18 protein-coding genes are annotated in these 19,783 nt (G+C 67.2%); 4 read left to right on the top strand and 14 right to left on the bottom strand.

Going from position 1 to position 19,783, the window contains the following annotated elements:
• Window positions 1-39 precede the first annotated feature (39 nt).
• The 10 genes from C7H84_RS14270 to C7H84_RS14225 all read right to left on the bottom strand — a co-directional run bounded on the left by C7H84_RS14270 (window position 40) and on the right by C7H84_RS14225 (window position 11,042).
• Window positions 40-690 (bottom strand): DUF502 domain-containing protein, encoded by a 651-nt coding sequence (locus C7H84_RS14270; RefSeq protein WP_162999279.1) that lies wholly within the window; start codon window positions 688-690, stop codon window positions 40-42.
• Window positions 691-751: 61 nt separating this feature from the next.
• Window positions 752-1,096 carry an FmdB family zinc ribbon protein gene (locus C7H84_RS14265; RefSeq protein WP_121859392.1) on the bottom strand — a complete coding sequence of 115 codons (345 nt, stop codon included), beginning with the start codon at window positions 1,094-1,096 and terminating at the stop codon, window positions 752-754.
• 95 nt (window positions 1,097-1,191) lie between these two features.
• Window positions 1,192-1,818 carry an SAM-dependent methyltransferase gene (locus C7H84_RS14260; protein WP_121859391.1) on the bottom strand — a complete coding sequence of 209 codons (627 nt, stop codon included), beginning with the start codon at window positions 1,816-1,818 and terminating at the stop codon, window positions 1,192-1,194.
• A 17-nt stretch (window positions 1,819-1,835) separates the two neighbouring features.
• Complete coding sequence (gene ubiB / locus C7H84_RS14255; RefSeq protein ID WP_121859390.1) at window positions 1,836-3,413, bottom strand: ubiquinone biosynthesis regulatory protein kinase UbiB; 1,578 nt, start codon at window positions 3,411-3,413, stop codon at window positions 1,836-1,838.
• Window positions 3,414-3,425: 12 nt separating this feature from the next.
• Window positions 3,426-4,052 carry an SCP2 sterol-binding domain-containing protein gene (locus C7H84_RS14250; RefSeq protein WP_121859389.1) on the bottom strand — a complete coding sequence of 209 codons (627 nt, stop codon included), beginning with the start codon at window positions 4,050-4,052 and terminating at the stop codon, window positions 3,426-3,428.
• 163 nt (window positions 4,053-4,215) lie between these two features.
• Window positions 4,216-5,250, bottom strand: a complete 1,035-nt coding sequence (locus C7H84_RS14245; RefSeq protein WP_121859388.1) for a TIM44-like domain-containing protein — start codon at window positions 5,248-5,250, stop codon at window positions 4,216-4,218.
• A gap of 41 nt (window positions 5,251-5,291) precedes the next feature.
• On the bottom strand, window positions 5,292-6,023 hold the full coding sequence (ubiE, locus tag C7H84_RS14240) for a bifunctional demethylmenaquinone methyltransferase/2-methoxy-6-polyprenyl-1,4-benzoquinol methylase UbiE (protein WP_105832908.1): 732 nt from the start codon (window positions 6,021-6,023) through the stop codon (window positions 5,292-5,294).
• 52 nt (window positions 6,024-6,075) lie between these two features.
• Window positions 6,076-6,489: a DUF971 domain-containing protein gene (locus C7H84_RS14235; RefSeq protein ID WP_121859387.1), complete on the bottom strand. Its 414-nt coding sequence runs from the start codon at window positions 6,487-6,489 to the stop codon at window positions 6,076-6,078.
• Complete coding sequence (locus tag C7H84_RS14230; protein WP_121859664.1) at window positions 6,486-6,929, bottom strand: HIT family protein; 444 nt, start codon at window positions 6,927-6,929, stop codon at window positions 6,486-6,488. Before C7H84_RS14230 ends, C7H84_RS14235 begins: the two co-directional genes overlap by 4 nt.
• Window positions 6,930-7,016: 87 nt before the next feature.
• Window positions 7,017-11,042 carry an FAD/FMN-binding oxidoreductase gene (locus C7H84_RS14225; protein ID WP_121859386.1) on the bottom strand — a complete coding sequence of 1,342 codons (4,026 nt, stop codon included), beginning with the start codon at window positions 11,040-11,042 and terminating at the stop codon, window positions 7,017-7,019.
• Window positions 11,043-11,616: 574 nt separating this feature from the next.
• On the opposite strand from C7H84_RS14225, the gene ilvA reads away from it, so the two are divergent.
• Complete coding sequence (ilvA, locus tag C7H84_RS14215; RefSeq protein ID WP_121859385.1) at window positions 11,617-13,140, top strand: threonine ammonia-lyase, biosynthetic; 1,524 nt, start codon at window positions 11,617-11,619, stop codon at window positions 13,138-13,140.
• 12 nt (window positions 13,141-13,152) lie between these two features.
• The gene (gene queF, locus C7H84_RS14210; RefSeq protein ID WP_121859384.1) at window positions 13,153-13,983 is read left to right on the top strand and encodes an NADPH-dependent 7-cyano-7-deazaguanine reductase QueF; all 831 of its coding nucleotides are present in this window, start codon (window positions 13,153-13,155) and stop codon (window positions 13,981-13,983) included.
• 113 nt (window positions 13,984-14,096) lie between these two features.
• On the opposite strand, the gene C7H84_RS14205 is transcribed toward queF, so the two are convergent.
• The 3 genes from C7H84_RS14205 to C7H84_RS14195 form a co-directional block, all read right to left on the bottom strand.
• Entirely contained in the window at window positions 14,097-14,483 is a 387-nt protein-coding gene (locus tag C7H84_RS14205; RefSeq protein ID WP_006751946.1) for a Rid family hydrolase, read from the bottom strand.
• Window positions 14,484-14,569: 86 nt separating this feature from the next.
• Window positions 14,570-16,051, bottom strand: coding sequence for a D-aminoacylase (locus C7H84_RS14200; protein ID WP_121859383.1), 1,482 nt, complete (start codon window positions 16,049-16,051; stop codon window positions 14,570-14,572).
• A gap of 2 nt (window positions 16,052-16,053) precedes the next feature.
• Complete coding sequence (locus C7H84_RS14195) at window positions 16,054-16,986, bottom strand: MurR/RpiR family transcriptional regulator (protein ID WP_121859382.1); 933 nt, start codon at window positions 16,984-16,986, stop codon at window positions 16,054-16,056.
• Window positions 16,987-17,129: 143 nt separating this feature from the next.
• Here C7H84_RS14195 and C7H84_RS14190 point away from each other — a divergent pair, with 143 nt between their 5' ends.
• The gene (locus C7H84_RS14190) at window positions 17,130-18,410 is read left to right on the top strand and encodes an amino acid deaminase (RefSeq protein ID WP_121859381.1); all 1,281 of its coding nucleotides are present in this window, start codon (window positions 17,130-17,132) and stop codon (window positions 18,408-18,410) included.
• 163 nt (window positions 18,411-18,573) lie between these two features.
• A complete protein-coding gene (locus tag C7H84_RS14185) occupies window positions 18,574-19,155 on the top strand; it encodes a DJ-1/PfpI family protein (RefSeq protein ID WP_121859380.1) in 582 nt (193 codons plus the stop codon).
• Between the two features lie 166 nt (window positions 19,156-19,321).
• On the opposite strand, the gene C7H84_RS14180 is transcribed toward C7H84_RS14185, so the two are convergent.
• Window positions 19,322-19,768 carry a MarR family winged helix-turn-helix transcriptional regulator gene (locus tag C7H84_RS14180; protein ID WP_121859379.1) on the bottom strand — a complete coding sequence of 149 codons (447 nt, stop codon included), beginning with the start codon at window positions 19,766-19,768 and terminating at the stop codon, window positions 19,322-19,324.
• Between the last annotated feature and the right edge of the window lie 15 nt (window positions 19,769-19,783).

The following is a 19,783-nucleotide window of genomic DNA, read 5'->3' as shown; positions in this document are numbered from 1 at the left end:
CGGGCGCCGCAACGCGCGGCCCGGGCGATGATTCTTTACTTACAGCGGCGGCTCGACGGGACGGCGGGCGGGCGCCGGAACCGGCGCCGAAGGCGCCACGACGCCCATCGAGACGATGTACTTGAGCGCGGCATCGACCGACATGTCGAGTTCGATGACTTCGCTCTTCGGCAGCATCAGGAAGAAGCCGGACGTCGGGTTCGGCGTCGTGGGCACGTACACGCTCACGTACTCTTCCGTCAGATGGTTGACCACGTCGCCGCCGGGCGCGCCGGTCAGAAACGCGATCGTATACGAGCCGCGACGCGGGTATTCGATCAGCAGCGCCTTGCGGAACGCGTTGCCGCTGCTCGACAGCAGCGTGTCCGACACCTGCTTGACGCTCGTGTAGATCGGTCCGACGACGGGGATGTGACGCACGACCGCGTTCCACCACGTGACGAGCTTCTGGCCGATGAAGTTCTGCGTGGCCAGCCCGACGACGAAGATGAACGCGAGCGTCAGCACCGCGCCGATCCCCGGCAGGTGGAAGCCGAGCATCCGCTCCGGCTGCCACGATTCGGGCAGCAGCAGCAGTGTCTGGTCCATCGTGCCGATGATGAGGCCGAGCACCCACAGCGTGATCGCGAGCGGGACGAGAACCAGCAAGCCGGTCAGGAACACCGTTTTCAGGGTCGTCTTTTTCATCATCTGCCGTCAATGAACCGCGCCAGGAGCGCGGTGTGAGCGCGGCCCGACCGGGCCGCGACTGTCAACTGCCGGCGGCGGGCGCGGCAGCCGGGGCCGGCGCAGCGCTCGTCGTCGTACTTTCGGAACTGGTCGCAGCAGGCGCGGCGGCTGCCGGCGCCGCGGCGGACGGTGCGGCAGCGCTCGCGTCGCCGGACGCAGTCGCCGGCGCACTGGCGCCGCCCGAGCCCCCGCGGAAATCGGTGACATACCAGCCGGAACCCTTCAGCTGGAAGCCGGCGGCGGTGACCTGCTTGCGAAAAGCATCCTTCCCGCATTCGGGACACTGCGACAGCGGCGCGTCGCTCATCTTCTGGAGCACGTCCTTGGCGAAACCGCACGCTTCGCATCGATAGGCGTAGATCGGCATGATATTTTTCCCGCGGAAACTGGAAACGGCTTGCAAAACCTTGAATTATAGCCGAAACCCCGGCGCGCTCCGGCAACGGACGCGACGCGCGGGCTTCAGCGACGGCGCCACGTGAGCCAGCGCTCGTGCCCGTCGAACACGGCCAGCGAATCGGTCACCGGCAGATCCTCGATCAGCTCGAAGTGCGGCGCGAGCAGCGCATCGAGCTCGGCACGCTCGATGCCGAACGGCGGCCCCTTCGGTTTCCTCGTCACGAAGAAATAACCGGCCAGCACCGCACCGGCGGGCAGCAGCTCGGCCATCCGTGCCGCATAGCCGGCGCGCAAGCCCGGCGGCAGCGCGCACAGGAACGCGCGCTCATACACCCACTGCACGTCGAACGGCGGCCGGTACGTGAAGAAATCGGCCTGCTCGACGACGTCCGCATGCGCGCCGAGCTGCGCCTTCGCCGCCGCCACGGCTTGCGCGGCGAAATCGATCGCGCGCACCGGCCAGCCTGCCTGCGCGAGCCAGCCGGCCTCCCGCGCACTGCCGCAGCCGGGGATCAGCACCGCACACGGCGCGCGCCGCTGCGCAAACGCGCGAAACCCGTCCGGCACGCCGCCGAATTCCCACGGCGTCACGCCGCGTGCGAAACGTTCATCCCAGAACGACGCGTTGCCGGGGTCGCGCGTCGCGAAATCGGCGGCGCTGGGGGCGGACGGTTGCTTCGATTCGGACATCGCTCGAATCCTTTCGGTCACGCGCCGTATGCGAGCGCGAGGAGCACGCGCGCGACGAGCGCCCCGACGCCGACGGCAAGACCGAACACCAGCAGTGCCTGCAGCAGCCGGTTGGTGCGTTTCTGTTCGATGAGGACCTGACGCATCAGGTCCTCGCTCGCCGCGCGCGGCGCATCGTGGCGCGCGGCCATCGCGTGGTGGATCAGGCGCGGCAGCTGCGGCAGCGTCTTGCTCCACTGCGGCGCCTCCACCTTGAAGCGCTCGTACCAGCCGCGCAGGCCGATCTGCTCGGTCATCCAGCGCTCGAGATACGGCTTTGCGGTCTTCCACAGATCGAGTTCGGGGTCGAGCGAGCGGCCGAGCCCTTCGACGTTCAGCATCGTCTTCTGCAGCAGCACGAGCTGCGGCTGGATCTCGACGTTGAAGCGGCGCGACGTCGAGAACAGGCGCATCAGCACCTGGCCGAGCGAGATGTCCTTCAGCGCGCGGTCGAAGTACGGCTCGCACACCGCGCGGATCGCGCTTTCGAGTTCCTCGACGCGCGTCTCGGGCGGCACCCAGCCGGACTCGAGGTGCAGGGTGGCGACGCGGTGGTAATCGCGCTTGAAGAACGCGAGGAAGTTCTGCGCGAGGTAGTTCTTGTCGAAATCCGACAGCGCGCCGACGATCCCGAAATCGAGCGCGATATAGCGGCCGAAGGTCTTCGGGTCGAGGCTCACCTGGATGTTGCCCGGGTGCATGTCCGCATGGAAGAAACCGTCGCGGAACACCTGCGTGAAGAAGATCTCGACGCCTTCGCGCGCGAGCTTCTTGATGTCGACGCCCGCGGTGCGCAGCGTCTCGACCTGGCTGATCGGCACGCCGGTCATGCGCTCCATCACGAGCACCTGCGACGTCGAGAAATCCCAGAACATCTCGGGCACGAGCAGCAGGTCGAGGCCCGCGAAGTTGCGGCGCAGCTGGCTGCCGTTCGCGGCCTCGCGCATCAGGTCGAGCTCGTCGTGCAGGTACTTGTCGAATTCGGCGACGACTTCACGCGGCTTCAGGCGCCGGCCGTCGGCCCACATGCGCTCGGTCCACGTCGCGATGTCGCGCATCAGCGCGAGGTCGGAATCGATCACCGGCAGCATGTTCGGACGCAGCACCTTGACCGCGACGGCCTTGCCCGCATGCACGCCCTGCTTGAGCTTCGCGAAGTGCACCTGCGCGATCGACGCGCTCGCGACCGGCTCGCGCTCGAATTCGTCGAACAGCTCGTCGACCGGCGCGCCGAGCGACTTCTCGATGATCGCGATCGCGACCGCCGAATCGAACGGCGGCACCTGATCCTGCAGCTTCGCGAGTTCGTTCGCGAAATCGACCGACAGCAGGTCGCGGCGCGTCGACAGCACCTGGCCGAACTTCACGAAGATCGGGCCGAGGCTTTCGAGCGCGTGGCGCAGCCGCACCGCGGGCGGCGACGAATAGCGGCGGCCGATCGTCGTGACCCGCAGCAGCAGCTTCACGCGCGGGTCGTCGATCCGGGACAGCATCACCTCGTCGAGGCCGAAGCGGATGACGGTGTAGACAATCTTGATGAAACGGAAAATGCGCATGCCCTGCGGCCCTCAGTGCGCGCCGCGCGGGCTGGAGCCCGTGCGCGCGCCAATTTTTTGTTCGAGTCGCTCGACCCGCTTTTCAACCCGCGCGAGTGCATCGCGCGCACGCGCCAGTTCGGCGTCGAAGCCGCCGAGCACCGTGCGCCGGACGACTTGCGGGTTTTCGTCGAGCCAGTATTCGGCGACGGAATCGAGCACGTTGCGGCCGGTGCGGCGCGCGCGCGCGCCGGCGTCGCGCACGACCGTCGCGATCCGGTACGCCGCCGCGTCGCCGACCAGCTTCGCGAGATCTTCCTCAGGTTCCCAGCGCAGATGCTCGGCCAGCTTCGCGATCTGCGTCGCGAACTCCGCATCGCCCTCGATCTTCACGTGCTTCATCACGGCCGCCTGGCCGCCCTGCAGGAATGCGGCGACGGTATCGCCCGCCAGCGCGATCGACACGTCGACCTGTTGCGCATCGTGCGCGTCGACCGCGGACAGATAGCCGTCGGGCTGCACGAGCAGCGTGAGCGTGACGGGCGGCACGTCGAGCCGGGCAGTCTTGCCCGCGTAGGGGATCAGGCGGTCGCGCGCCCACGATTCGCGCGCGAGCAGGTGATTGACAGCAGCAGCAAAAGGCTTGGCGGCAAAGGTCATCGGGCTGGGAAAGAAAAAACCCGCGCAGGCCGGGCGCCCACGCGGGTTTCTATTGTAACGTCGGATCGTCGGCAGACCGCGGCCAACCGCACACCCGGGCGGCAAGCGGTCGCAGTGCGGCGGCCGTCGCCCGGGCAGCCGGCAGGCCGGCCGCCGGTCACGCTCAGTGCGTGTTGATCTGCTGGATACCCGCGAGCAGCCAGCCCTGGCTGCCCGACTTCGACAGGTTCCACACCTCGTCGAACGGCGCCGCCGACGCATTCGCCGACTCGCGGATCAGCCCGTGGAAACGCACGCTCGCCGACTGCTCGATGCCGCGATCCTCGATCGCGACGAGTTCCGCGTCGAGCTGCACGACATCGGTCTGGTTCGCTTCGTTGCCGCGCGAATCGAGGTCGATCTTGATCTCGGCGAACATTTCCGGCGTCGTGAACTCGCGGATGTCGGCCAGGTTGCCCTGGTCCCACGCCGCCTGCAGGCGCACGAAGTAGACCTTCGCGCTGCGCAGGAACGCTTCGGTGTCGAAGCCGGCCGGCACCTGGAGCGGTGCGGCCGCCATCGCGCCTGCCGCGCCCGCGGCCGCAGCGCCGCCGCCGAACACGCCCTGCGCCTCGTTCGCATAGCTGCTGCCGCTGCCGGCGTAGTTGTTGCCGGTGCTGCCCTGCTGGAACGACGGGCTTTGCGAGTAGCCGCCCGACGCCGACGACGAGCCGCCGACCGAGTACGCCGGCTCGTGCGGGCGACGACGGTTCATGAACTTGCGGACCAGCCAGATGCCGACCATCGCGAGCAGTGCAATCACGATGACGTTCGCCATCATGCTCGCGAAGGCGCCGCCGAGGCCGAAGTGCGACAGCAGCGCCGCGATGCCGAGGCCGGCCGCGAGACCGGCGATCGGCCCGAGCCAGCGCGAGCGGTTCGGCTGCGCGGCCGGTGCCGGTGCGGCCGGATTCGCGCGCTGGGCCTGCGACGGCGCGGCCTGCTGCATCGGCTGCTGCGCCGGCGGCGTAGCCTGGCGCTGCGTGACGGTGGAGCTCTGACGGCCGATGCTGCGCCCGCCGCCCATGCGCTTGGCTTCGGCGTCGAGCGATGCGAACGTGCCGGCCGTGAGCAGGCCGACCATCAGCAGCGTGCCGACCCGTCGAGCCCACGGCTTCGACGGCTTGCTACGGTTGAACAACGAACGCGATTCGGACATCAGCTTCTCCAGATGTAAGGCGAATGTATGGAAAGAACCCCTTAGTACTTGGTTCCGAGGTGTAAAGCTACCACGCCACCTGACAAATTGTAATATTTGACGGCATCGAGGCCCGCTTGTTCCATCATCGTCTTCAGCGTGTCTTGATCGGGGTGCATCCGGATAGATTCAGCAAGATACCGGTAACTTTCAGCATCTTTCGCGAACTTGTCGCCAAGCCACGGTAATACTTTGAAAGAATACAGGTCGTACGCTTTTTTCAGCGGATCCCATACTTTCGAGAATTCCAGCACCATCACGCGGCCGCCGGGCTTCGTCACGCGGCGCATCTCGGCGAGCGCGGCATCCTTGTGCGTCATGTTGCGCAGCCCGAACGCGACCGTGACCACGTCGAAGTAGTTGTCGGGGAACGGTGTTTTCTCTGCGTCGCACAGCAGCGACGGCGTCACGATGCCCTTGTCGAGCAGGCGGTCGCGGCCGACGCGCAGCATCGATTCGTTGATGTCGGTGTGCCAGACTTCGCCCGTCGGGCCGGCCGCCTTCGCGAACGCCTTGGTCAGGTCGCCCGTGCCGGCCGCGATGTCGAGCACCTTGAAGCCGGGACGCACGTTCGCCTGCGCGATCGTGAACGCCTTCCATGCGCGGTGCATGCCGGCCGACATCAGGTCGTTCATCAGATCGTAGTTGCTCGCGACCGAATGAAACACGCCCGCCACTTTCTTCGCTTTTTCGGTTTCTTCGACGCTTTCGAAGCCGAAGTGGGTTTTGCTCATCGCGTTGATCCTCAGTAAATGGCAAGACGGCGCCGAGCGGGCGCCGTCGATTTCAGTGGCAGTGGCCGTGCGGCGCGGAGGCCGCCTGCATCGGCGCGTCGCGCTCGACGCCCGCCGCCTTCAGTTTGTCGAAATAGTCGCGCCACAACGAATCCTGCTGCGTCGCCAGTTCGTACAGCAGATCCCACGAGTAGATGCCGGTCGAATGGCCGTCGGAGAACGTCGGCTGCAGCGCGTAGTTGCCCACGCCCTCGAGCGCGGTGATCGTCACCTCGCGCTTGCCCGTCTGCAGCGTCTCCTGGCCGGGCCCGTGGCCGCGCACCTCGGCCGACGGCGAATAGACGCGCATCAGCTCGAACGGAATCCGGTAATTTTCGCCGTTCGGGTACTGCAATTCGAGCACGCGCGACACCGCGTGCACGACGACGCCGGACGGAATCGGCGTCGTGGAAGTCAAACCGCTCATGGCTGCCTCGAATCGGTCGTTCGTTGAATTTCCTCGCGCACCGCATTGTGCAGCAGCGAGGCCTGCGCCGCGCGCGAGCGCAGCAGCGCCTCGGACACGCTGCGCTGGCGCGGCGCCCAGACGGGCTGCGGAAAATGGGCATCGTTCGAGAAGCGCGGGATCACGTGCCAGTGCACGTGCGGCACCATGTTGCCGAGGCTCGCGAGATTCACCTTGTTCGGCTGCATCACGCGGCGCACGGCCCGCTCCACCGCGTACACGACGCGCATCAGATGTGCCCGCTCGGGCTCGCCGAGATCGGAGAACTCGACCACGTGCGTGCCCCAGATCACCCGGCAGAAGCCCGGGTAGTCGTGCTCGCCCGTCGCGAGGACGACGCGCAGCAAGTCGTCGTGCCAGAGCACCTCGCCGCCGTCTTCACGGCAAAACACGCATTCCATCGTCGCTCCCATGTGCACGGGCGCCGGCGCATCAGCGCCGGCGCCCGCTCTCATCCGTTGCCCGACCGGACGGTCGTCATGCCCGCATTAGACCAGCACGCGCTCGATCCCGCCATTGTTCGCGTGTGCGACATAATCGGCCATCCAGTTCTCGCCGAGCACCTGGCGCGCGATTTCGACCACGATGTAGTCGGCCTCGATGTTCGCGTCCTCGTTGTAGCGCGACAGGCCCTGCAGGCACGACGGGCAGCTCGTGAGGATCTTCACGTCCGGGCCGGTCGCGCTCGCGGCGGCCGGCGGCGGCACGTCGCCGGCCACGACGGGAATCGCGCGCAGCTTCGCGGCGCCCTTGCGGAGTTCCTCTTCCTTGCGGAAGCGGACCTGCGTGGAGATGTCCGGACGCGTGACCGCGAGCGTGCCCGACTCACCGCAGCAGCGATCGTTCTTCTCGATCTTGTAGCCGTCTTTCTCCGCACCCATCAGCTCGTTGACGAGCTTGACCGGATCCATCGTCTTGATCGGCGTGTGGCACGGGTCGTGATACATGTAGCGCGTGCCCGTCACGCCGTCGAGCTTCATCCCCTTCTCGAGCAGGAACTCGTGGATGTCGATGATCCGGCAGCCCGGGAAGATCTTGTCGAATTCATACCCGGCGAGCTGGTCGTAGCAGGTGCCGCACGACACGACCACCGTCTTGATGTCGAGGTAGTTCAGCGTGTTCGCGACCCGGTGGAACAGCACGCGGTTGTCGGTGACGATCTTCTCGGCCTTGTCGTACTGGCCCGAGCCGCGCTGCGGATAACCGCAGCACAGGTAGCCCGGCGGCAGCACGGTCTGCACGCCCGCTTCCCACAGCATCGCCTGCGTCGCCAGCCCGACCTGCGAGAACAGGCGCTCGGAGCCGCAGCCCGGGAAGTAGAACACCGCTTCCGAATCGACGGTCGTCGACTTCGGGTTGCGGATGATCGGCACGATCTTGTTGTCCTCGATGTCGAGCAGCGCACGCGCCGTCTTCTTCGGCAGGTTGCCCGGCATCTTCTTGTTGACGAAGTGGATCACCTGCTCGACCGCCGGCGGCTTGCCGGTCGTCGCGGGCGGGTGCTGCGTCTGCTTCGTCACGACCTTCTTCAGCATGTCGTTCGCGAAACGCTGCACCTTGTAGCCGACGCCCATCATCACGCTGCGCGCGGCGTTGATCGTCTGCGGATTGGTCGCGTTCAGGAAGAACATGCCCGCCGCATTGCCGGCGTTGAACTTCTTTTTGCCCATCTTGCGCAACAGGTTGCGCATGTTCATCGTGACGTCGCCGAAGTCGATCTTCACCGGGCACGGCGTCGCGCACTTGTGGCACACCGTGCAGTGGTCGGCCACGTCGTTGAACTCATCCCAGTGCTTGATCGACACGCCGCGGCGCGTCTGCTCTTCGTACAGGAACGCCTCGACCAGCAGCGAAGTCGCGAGGATCTTGTTGCGCGGGCTGTACAGCAGGTTCGCGCGCGGCACGTGGGTCGCGCACACCGGCTTGCACTTGCCGCAGCGCAGGCAGTCCTTCACCGAATCGGCGATCGCGCCGATGTCGGACTGCTGCATGATCAGCGACTCGTAGCCCATCAGCCCGAAGCTGGGCGTGTACGCATTGCGCAGGTCGGCGCCGTCGAGCAGCTTGCCCTTGTTGAAGCGGCCGTTCGGGTCGACGCGCTGCTTGTACGCGCGGAATTCGGCGATCTCGTCGTCGGTCAGGAACTCGAGCTTCGTGATGCCGATCCCGTGTTCGCCGGAGATCACGCCGTCGAGCGAGCGCGCGAGCGTCATGATGCGGGCGACCGACGCGTGGGCGTCCTGCAGCATCTCGTAGTTGTCGGAGTTGACCGGGATGTTGGTGTGGACGTTGCCGTCGCCCGCGTGCATGTGCAGCGCGACGAACACGCGGCCGCGCAGCACCCGCTTGTGGATCGCCTGCGCTTCGTCGAGGATGTGCTTGAACGCACCGCCGTTGAAGATCGCGCGCAGTTCCGCGCGGATCTCCTGCTTCCACGAGATGCGGACCGTGCGGTCCTGCGTGATGTGGAACACGGTCGCGCCCGGCTGCTCGTCCGCGCGATCGGCGAACTTCTCGGCGAGCGCCTCGTAGCCAAGCTGCACGAGGTAGTGCTGCGCCTCGCGCAGCGGCTGGTCGAGCCGGTCGCGCACGAACTCCCAGCGCGCACGCACGCGCTTGAGCAACTCCAGCGCCTGCTGCACGCGGTCTTCCAGCAGTTCGGCGCTCGGGATCTCGTTCGCGTCGTCGGTCTTGCCGAGCGGCAGGTTGCCGGCACGGAAGAACGCTTCGAGCGCATCGACCAGCTGCAGCTTGTTCTTCAGCGACAGCTCGATGTTGATCCGCTCGATGCCGTCGGTGTACTCGCCCATCCGGTTCAGCGGGATCACGACGTCTTCGTTGATCTTGAACGCGTTGGTGTGCTTCGCGATCGCGGCCGTGCGGCTGCGGTCGAGCCAGAAGCGCTTGCGCGCCTCCGCGCTGATCGCGACGAACCCTTCCCCGCTCTTGCCGTTCGCCATCCGGATCACTTCGGACGTCGCGTGCGCGACCGCATCGGCGTCATCGCCGACGATGTCGCCGATCAGCACCATCTTCGGGAAGGCATTGCGCTTGCTCTTGGTCGCATAGCCGACCGCGCGCAGGTAGCGCTCGTCGAGGTGTTCGAGACCCGCGAGGATCGCGCCGCCCTGCTTCGACGTTTCGAACAGGTAGTCCTTGATTTCGACGATGCTCGGGATCGCCTCGCGCGCCTGGCCGAAGAATTCGAGGCAGACGGTGCGCGTGTGCGCGGGCATCTTGTGCAGCACCCAGCGCGCGGACGTGATGAGCCCGTCGCAGCCTTCCTTCTGCACGCCCGGCAGGCCGGCGAGGAACTTGTCGGTCACGTCCTTGCCGAGGCCTTCCTTGCGGAACCGGCGGCCTTCGATCTCGAGCATTTCGGTCTTGAGCAGCTTCTCGCCCGGCGCATACGCGCCGTCGAACCACTTCAGCTCGAAGCGAGCGACCGCGATGTCGTGGATCTTGCCCTGGTTGTGCTCGTGGCGCGTGACTTCGAGCCAGTTGCCGTCCGGGTCGACCATCCGCCACCAGGCCAGGTTGTCGAGCGCGGTGCCCCACAGCACGGCCTTCTTGCCGCCCGCGTTCATCGCGACGTTGCCGCCGATGCACGATGCGTCGAGCGAGGTCGGATCGACCGCGAACACGTAGCCGGCCGCTTCGGCCGCTTCGGTCACGCGGCGCGTGACGACGCCCGCGCCTGAGAAGATCGTCGGCACCTTGTGCGCGACGCCCGGCAGTTCGGTCAGCTCGACCGCGCCGAGCTGTTCGAGCTTCTCGGTGTTGATCACCGCGGAGAACGGCGTGAGCGGCACTGCGCCGCCCGTGTAACCCGTGCCGCCGCCGCGCGGGATCACGGTCAGGCCGAGTTCGAAGCATGCCTTGATCAGCGCGGCGATCTCGGCTTCGGTATCGGGGGTCAGCACGACGAACGGGTATTCGACGCGCCAGTCGGTCGCATCGGTCACATGCGACACGCGCGACAGCCCGTCGAAGCGGATGTTGTCCTTCTGCGTGCAGCGGCCGAGCGCCTTGGTCGCGCGGCGGCGCAGGTCGGCCATCTTGTCGAATTCATCGGCGAATTCGTCGACCGCGCGCTGCGCGGCGGCTTCCAGCATCTCGACGCGTTCGGCGCGTTCGCGGCCGGCGTCGTCGCGGTGCGCGGTCAGATCGGCGCGGCGGCGCTTGCCGATCTCCGTCAGGCGGTGATTCAGCGCCTCGATCAACAGCGCGCGGCGCTTCGGGTTGTCGAGCAGGTCGTCCTGCAGATACGGGTTGCGGCGTACGACCCAGATATCGCCGAGCACTTCATACAGCATCCGTGCCGAGCGGCCCGTGCGGCGTTCCGCGCGCAGCTCGTCGAGCACCGACCACGCCTCCGCGCCGAGCAGGCGGATCACGATCTCGCGATCGGAGAAGGACGTGTAGTTGTAGGGAATCTCGCGCAGACGGGGCGCGGGGTCGGCGGCGACGGCGGCGGCCGCGCCATGCGGATCGAAAACTTGTGGTGCGTTCATGTTCGGACGACTCGGAGGGCCGATACACCGTGCACGGGCGTCGGCAAGCGCGTAGGCGCAATCTTGGGGAAATCTGTTCTCGTGCCAGGCCGGCGACTATCTCGCATGGGGCCGGAGCGGGTCTTCACTCACCGTTCCTGGCCGGCAGGGCCTGGCGGCACTCGGAGCCATCAGCACGATCGCGCGCGGCGCGCATGCCGTTCCGCCGCGGGACTGGCTGCGCGCGGCGACGGCTTCAACGGGGCGATCCGAGGGTGCCTCTGCATCTTCCGATCCTTGATTCAAAACGGAATTCTAACCCATGATCGGGCCGTCCGTGACACGCCGGACAGGTCGTGGGGCTTTCGGCGCAACCCGCGCCAGGCCTGGCTCGGCGCGGTTTTGCGCCGCCATTCGCCGTCCGTCCGGTCGGTAACCGCGCGGTTAAACCGGTAAAAAAGGACGCGCCGCGCGACAAACACGCCCGCCGGCGCGGCTCCGCGGCCGCGCGCCGGCATGCCGCTTGCATGCGGGCGGACCCTTGGCGCTATCATTGATCCTTTACCGTCAGCTTCCGCACCGCACGCGAGCGCCCATGGCATCCCACGATTACCTGAAGAAAATCCTCACCGCGCGCGTCTACGACGTCGCGCTCGAGACGGAACTCGAACCCGCCCGCAACCTGTCGGCCCGGCTGCGCAACCCCGTGTACCTGAAGCGCGAGGACAACCAGCCGGTGTTCTCGTTCAAGCTGCGCGGCGCGTACAACAAGATGGCGCACATTCCGGCCGACGCGCTCGCGCGCGGCGTGATTACGGCGTCGGCCGGCAACCATGCGCAAGGCGTCGCGTTCTCTGCGGCGCGGATGGGCATCAAGGCCGTGATCGTCGTGCCCGTCACGACGCCGCAGGTGAAGGTCGACGCGGTGCGCGCGCACGGCGGCCCGAGCGTCGAGGTGATCCAGGCCGGCGAGTCGTACAGCGATGCGTACGCGCACGCGGTGAAGGTGCAGGCCGAGCGCGACCTGACCTTCGTCCACCCGTTCGACGATCCTTACGTGATCGCCGGCCAGGGCACGATCGCGATGGAAATCCTCCGCCAGCACCAGGGCCCGATTCACGCGATCTTCGTGCCGATCGGCGGCGGCGGCCTCGCGTCCGGCGTGGCGGCCTACGTGAAGGCCGTGCGTCCGGAGATCAAGGTGTTCGGCGTGCAGGCCGAGGATTCGTGCGCGATGGCGCAGTCGCTGCAGGCGGGCAAGCGCGTCGAGCTTGCCGAAGTCGGCCTGTTCGCCGACGGTACCGCGGTGAAGCTCGTCGGCGAGGAAACCTTCCGGCTCTGCAGCGAATTCCTCGACGGCGTGGTGACGGTCGACACCGATGCACTGTGCGCGGCGATCAAGGACGTGTTCCAGGACACGCGCAGCGTGCTCGAACCGTCCGGCGCGCTCGCGGTCGCAGGCGCGAAGCGCTACGCGGAACGGGAAGGGATCGAGAACCAGACGCTCGTCGCCGTGACGTCCGGCGCCAACATGAACTTCGACCGGATGCGCTTCGTCGCGGAGCGCGCGGAAGTCGGCGAGGCGCGCGAAGCCGTGTTCGCCGTCACGATTCCCGAGGAGCGCGGCAGTTTCAAGCGCTTCTGCTCGCTGGTCGGCGATCGCAACGTCACCGAGTTCAACTACCGGATCGCCGACGAGAAGTCCGCGCATATCTTCGTCGGCGTGCAGATCAAGCGGCGCGGCGAATCGGCCGAGATCGCCGCGAACTTCGAGTCGCACGGCTTCAAGACCGTCGACCTGACGCACGATGAGCTGTCGAAGGAACATATCCGCTACATGGTCGGCGGCCGCTCGCCGCTCGCGCTCGACGAACGCCTGTTCCGCTTCGAATTTCCGGAGCGGCCGGGCGCGCTGATGAAGTTCCTGTCGTCGATGGCGCCGGACTGGAACATCAGCCTGTTCCACTACCGTAACCAGGGCGCGGACTACAGCTCGATCCTCGTCGGGCTGCAGGTGCCGCAGGCCGATCGTGCCGAGTTCGAACGCTTCCTCGCGGCGCTCGGCTATCCGTATGTCGAAGAGAGCGCCAATCCGGCGTACCGTCTCTTCCTGTCGTAAAGGTTTCGTGCAATGAATCCCGAACATTCCCCGCTCGGCAAGGCCACCGTCTACGCGGCGCAGTACGACGCGGCGCTGCTGTTCCCGATCCCGCGCGCCGGGGCGCGCGAGCAGCTCGGCATCACGTCGGCGCTGCCGTTCTTCGGCACCGACATCTGGAACGCATACGAGCTGTCGTGGCTCAACGCGCGCGGCAAGCCGCAGCTCGCGGTCGCGACGTTCTACGTGCCGGCCGAATCGCCGAACATCGTCGAATCGAAGTCGTTCAAGCTGTATCTCGGCTCGTTCGCGCAATCGAAATTCGACTCCGTCGACGCGGTGCGCGACGTGCTGAAGCGCGACGTGTCGGCCGCATGCGGCGCGACCGTGTCGGTGCAGCTCGTGTCGCCGCACGATTTCGGCAAGCTCGAGATGGAAGAGCTCGACGGGCTGTCGCTCGACCGGCTCGACCTCGACACCGACGTGTACGAACCCGATCCGTCGCTGCTGTCGGCGGCTGACGCCGAGATCGAAGCGCCGGTCGAGGAAACGCTCGTGTCCGACCTGCTGCGCTCGAACTGCCCGGTCACCGGCCAGCCGGACTGGGGCAGCGTGCAGATTCACTACGTGGGGCCGCAGATCGATCACGCGGGGCTGCTGCGCTACATCATCTCGTTCCGCAATCACACGGGCTTTCACGAGCAGTGCGTCGAGCGCATCTTTCTCGACATCCTGCATGCGTGCAAACCGGTGAAGCTCGCGGTGTATGCGCGCTATACGCGCCGCGGCGGGCTCGACATCAATCCGTTCCGTACGAATTACAACCAGCCGATGCCGGATAACGCGCGGACGGCGCGGCAGTGAGGGTCGCAAGCAGACGATAGCGGCCAGCGGCCGCGGCCCGCCCGAAACGAAACAGCCCCGCCGGCTCGCGCCGACGGGGCTGTTTCACTGTGCGCAGAGGATGCGCGGGCGCGTTACTTCGCCGGCGCCTTGTAAGCGATGCAATCGACCTCGACCTTGCAGTCGATGACCATGCTCGACTGAACACAGGCACGCGCCGGCGGATGCTCGCCGAAGTACGACACGAACACCTTGTTGAACGACGCGAAATCGCGCGCGTCGTCGAGCCACACGCCGCAGCGCACGACGTGCTCGAGCCCGTAGCCGGCTTCCTTCAGGATCGCGATCACGTTCTCGATCGTCTGCTTCGACTGCGTGACGATCCCGCCTTCGACCACCTCGCCGTTCACCATCGGCGTCTGGCCCGACACGTACAGCCAGCCGTCGGCCTCGACCGCACGCGCAAACGGCATCACCTGGCCGCCGGTGCCCTTCGCTTCGCCCACGCCATATCGCTTCATCGTATTCACTCCTGTTTCAGTTCCGTTTCGTTGCGAATGCGCGCGCCGGACGCGGCGCACGCGGAATATCGGCGGACGCCGTGCGCTCAGAACGCCGCTTCGGCACTCGCCGGCACGCGTTCGCCGCGCGCGACGAAACCGCCCGCACGCTCGCCGGTCGGCTGACCGTTTTCGTAAGTCAGCACGCCGTTCACCCACACGGCGTCGATCCCGTGCGCGGGCTGCTGCGGCTTGTCGAACGTCGCCGCGTCGATCACGCGTGCCGGATCGAACAGCACGAGATCCGCGTGATAACCGACGTGCACTTCGCCGCGCCGCGCGATCCCGTAGCGGCGCGCGGACAGCGACGTCATCTTGCGGATCGCTTCCTCGAGCGGCAGCAGGTTCGTGTCGCGCACGTAATGACCCAGCACGCGCGGGAACGCGCCCCACAGCCGCGGGTGCGGCAGCGGATCGTTCGGCAGGCCGTCCGAACCGACCATGGTCGCCGGGTGCGACAGGATCCGCCGCACGTCGTCCTCGGACATGTTGTGGTACACGGCGCCGGCCGGGCGGATCCGCTGCGCGGCCTCCTGTTCGGTCACGCCCCAGTCGGCCGCGATCGCCTTCAGCAGCTTGCCGGCGACTTCCGGATGCGGCTCCGACCACGTGATCGTGATGTCGATGTCGCCCGTCACCTGCTTCAGGTCGAGCGTCGACGAACTGCGGCTGTACGGATAGCAGTCGCAGCCGACCGGCTGGTACCGGCGCGCGCCTTCGAGGGACGCGAGCACCTCGGCGCTGCGGCCCCAGTTCGACGGGCCCGCGCACTTCAGGTGCGAGATCACGACCGGCACCTGCGCGTGACGGCCGACGCGGTACGCCTCGTCCATCGCATCGAGGATCGCGTCGAACTCGGTGCGCATGTGCGTCGTGTACAGCGCGCCGGCCTTCGCGAGCGGCTCGGCGAGCGCCATCACTTCCTCCGCCGGCGCCGCGAACGCGGAGCCGTAAGCGAGACCCGACGACAGCCCGAGCGCACCGTTCGCGAGCGCCTCCTCGAGCTGCGTGCGCATGCCGGCGATCTCGCCGTCAGTTGCCGCGCGGTCGAGACGGTCCATCTGATTGTTGCGCAGCGCGGTGTGCCCGACGAGCGCCGCGACGTTCACCGCCGGGCGCGCATCGTTCACCGCCGCGACATAGGCGGCGAAGGTCGGATAGCGGAACGCGTCGCGCTCGCCGAGCAGGTTCATCGGGTCGGGCGGGTCGCCCGCGAGCGTCACCGGCGATGCGCTGATCCCGCAGTTGCCGACGATCACGGTGGTCACGCCCTGCGAAATTTTCGGCAGCATCTCCGGCGCGCGGATCACGTGCGTGTCGTCGTGCGTGTGCACGTCGACGAACCCGGGCGCGAGCGCGCGGCCGTTCGCATCGACGACGGTCTCGGCGAGCCAGTTCGACAGGTTGCCGATCGCGGCGATCACGCCGTTGCGGATCGCGACGTCGCGCGTGACGGGCGGCGCGCCGGTGCCGTCGTACAGCTGCGCACCGACGATCAGCGTATCGGCGGCTTCGGGATGCGAATGCATGGTCAGTCTCCTACCGGTTGACGGTCTCCGCCGCCGCGGTGCGCATCGAGCGCATGCTTGATGCGGCGCAGCGATTCTCGGCCCGCATCGCCGAGCCGCAGCGCGACTCCGGTGACGAGCACGTCGATCGCCATCATCATCGCGTAGCGCGAGGTCGACGGCTTGTAAATGAAATCGGTTTCGAACGCGACGACGGGGATCAGGTGATCGGCCAGCTTCGCGAGCGGCGACGCCGGCGCGGTGATCGCGATCAGCTGCGCGCCGTAGCGCTTCGCGAGGCGGCAGCTCTCGAGCAGCTCGGGCACGCGGCCGCTCACCGACAACGCGACGACCACGGCATCGCGCGACAGCGTCGCCGACACCATTCGCTGCAGCAGGCTGTCCTGGTAGCTGGCGACCGGCCGGCCGAAGCGCACGAGCCGGAAGCGCAGTTCGTCGGCGAGCGCGGTCGAGCCGCCGCCCTGCCCGTACACATAGATCATCTTCGCGCCGGCAAGGAGATCGGCCGCCGCGTCGAACGACGTGTTGCGCAGCAACTGGTGATTGTGCGCAAGCGCCACGCGGATCTCGTCGTAGACGACCGATGCCGGGCTCGCGTCGTCGTCGGCCTGCTCGTCGGACGGCACGAGGAAGCGCTGACCGACGGCCGCTGCCTGCGCGACCAGCACCTTCAGTTCGCGCACGTCGCGGCAGCCGACGGCCTTCGCGAAGCGCGTGACCGTCGCGACGCTGACCTCCGCGTCGCGCGCCAGCGCGCCGATGCTCGCATGCGCGGCGCGCGCCAGATCGGCCAGGATGAACGCGGCGACCTTGCGTTCGGCTTCGCGCAGCTCGGGCGCGCATTCGGCGATCCGCGCGACGATATCGAGGACCGGCTGGGCGGCCGGGGCCTGCTCGGCTGCGAACGGAACGGACGGGGTGGCGGGCGTATTCATCTGCTGAAAAGGGTGTGGCGCCGGGTATGGCAGCGGGTGCGGCGCTTCATGTTACTAAATAACATCACCGCGCCGATGCTACTTTCTGTACCATCTGCATGTCAACTTCAGTGCAATGCATAGTGATGATGGAGCGGAGTGAGATGAAAGTTACAAACTATCAGGAACCGACAATCAATCCGTTGGGCAAGGGTCTCGGCAACCTGCCGAGCGCGAGCGTGCCGCTCGACGACGCAGGCCGCCTCGAGTGGAGCCTGCTCGCGGAAGACGTCAGCCTGCCGGCAGCGGTGCTGTACGCGGATCGCATCGAACACAATCTGAACTGGATGCAGGCGTTCGTCCAGCAGTACGGCGTGCAGTTCGCGCCGCACGGCAAGACGACGATGGCGCCGCAACTGTTCCGCCGCCAGCTCGCCGCCGGCGCCTGGGGCATCACGCTCGCGACCGCGCACCAGACGCAGGCCGCGTATCACGGCGGCGTGCGCCGCGTGCTGCTCGCGAACCAGCTGGTTGGCCGCCAGAACATGACGATCATCGCGGGGCTGCTGTCCGATCCCGAATTCGAGTTTTTCTGTCTCGTCGATTCCGCCGACAGCGTCGACCAGCTCGGCCGCTTCTTCGGCGACGCGAAAAAGACGCTGAACGTGCTGATCGAACTCGGCGTGCCGGGCGGCCGAGCGGGCGTGCGCGATGCCGCGCAGCGCACCGCCGTGCTCGACGCGATCGCGCGCTATCCGGACACGCTGAAGCTGGCCGGCATCGAACTGTACGAAGGCGTGCTGAAGGAGGAAGGCGAGATCCGCGCGTTCCTGCAGGACGCCGTCGCACTCACGCGCGAGCTGGCCGAAGCCGGCCGCTTCGCGCGCACGCCGGCGATCCTGTCGGGCGCCGGCTCGGCGTGGTACGACGTGGTCGCGGAGGAATTCGCGAAGGCGTCCGACGCCGGTTTCGCGGAAGTCGTGCTGCGTCCGGGCTGCTACCTGACGCACGACGTCGGCATCTACAAGAAGGCGCAGACCGACGTGTTCGCGCGCAACCCGATCGCACGCAGGATGGGCGAGGGCCTGCTGCCCGCGCTGCAGTTGTGGGCGTACGTGCAGTCGGTGCCGGAACCCGACCGCGCGATCATCGCGCTCGGCAAGCGCGACGCGGCGTTCGACGCCGGCCTGCCCGAGCCGGCGCGCCACTTCCGCCCGGGCCGCGACAGCGCGCCGCGCGACGTCGCCGCGAGCGAAGGCTGGGCCGTCACCGGGATGATGGACCAGCACGCGTACCTGCAGATTCCGCCCGGTGCGGACGTGAAGGTCGGCGACATGGTCGCGTTCGACATCTCGCACCCGTGCCTGACGTTCGACAAGTGGCGCCAGCTGCTCGTCCTCGATCCGCAGTTCCGCGTGACGGAAGTCGTCGAAACCTTCTTCTGACGCATCGCACGCGCCGCCCCGCCGCCGCGCGGGGCGGCCGTCACGCGCGCTTCAATCTGCCGGAGTACACTGCGCATTCGTCCTCGGGGCCGCTTCGCCGCCGGTGCATCGTCTGCCGCTCGCGGCGCGAACGGACCCTCAACGCTGTTCAATGGAGAAAGCCATGGCCGCGAAGAAGATCCTGTTCCTGACCGGTGATTTCGCCGAAGACTACGAAACGATGGTGCCGTTCCAGGCGCTGCAAGCTGTCGGCCATCACGTCGATGCAGTCTGCCCGGGCAAGCGCGCGGGCGACAAGATCAAGACCGCGATCCACGATTTCGAAGGCGACCAGACCTACACCGAAAAGCCCGGCCACAACTTCACGCTGAACGCGACGTTCGACGACGTCGACGCGTCGGGCTACGACGCGCTCGCGATCGCCGGCGGCCGCGCACCCGAATACCTGCGTCTCGATTCAAAGGTGATCGCGCTGGTGCGCGCGTTCGCGGAAGCCGGCAAGCCGATCGCCGCGATCTGCCACGCGGCGCAGCTGCTCGCGGCCGCCGACGTGATCCGCGGCAAGCGCATCTCGGCCTACCCGGCCTGCGCACCCGAAGTGAAGCTCGCGGGCGGCGAATATGCGGACATCCCGGTCGATGCAGCCGTGACCGATGCGCCGTTCGTCACCGCGCCCGCGTGGCCCGCGCATCCTGCATGGCTCGCGCAGTTCCTCGTGCTGCTCGGCACGCGCATCGAGCTGTGAATCGCGTTGAAGTGAAATGAGATGAAGTGAAGCGGCGGCCGGCAGCGGGTTCAAGCAGCCCGCAACCCGCGCCGCCGGTCGCGATCGGCCGACGGGCGTGCCCCGTCGCACCCTTCCTGCCTTCCCGCCCTTCCTGCCTTCCCGCCCTTCCTGCCGTTCCCGCGCTTCAGTGCGATGCCGGCGTCGAGCCGGCATCCGCAATCCGCGATTCCAGCATCGCCAGCGCACCCGACAGCGCATTCAGTACGTCATCCGGCAACTGCGCCACCGTCTGGTTGAGAAACGCCTGGCGGCGCGGCAGGCACGCGTCGAACGCGGCGCGGCCGGCGGTGGTCAGCGTGACGTTGGTCACGCGGTTGTCGCGGGCATCGGATGCGCGCTCGATCCAGCCGAGCGCATCGAGCGACTTCAGCTGGCGCGTGAGCGCGCCCGGATCGATGCGCAGCACCTCGACGAGCTTCTTCTGCGACGAATGCCCGCCCATCGTGTCCAGCGCGACCATGATCCGCCAGCGGGGCATCGGCTGCCCGACCTGCGTTTCGAATGCGGTCATGAACGCGCGATACGTGCGTCCGAATTGCTGCAAGATCGCGACGCGGTCCTGTTCTTCCATGCGCTGATTTCTACT

The sequence above is a fragment of the Burkholderia sp. Nafp2/4-1b genome, assembly GCF_003635165.1.
Classification (GTDB): Bacteria; Pseudomonadota; Gammaproteobacteria; order Burkholderiales; family Burkholderiaceae; genus Burkholderia.
Note: the sequence above shows the minus strand (reverse complement) of the source record. Positions and strands in the feature narration are given on the sequence as shown.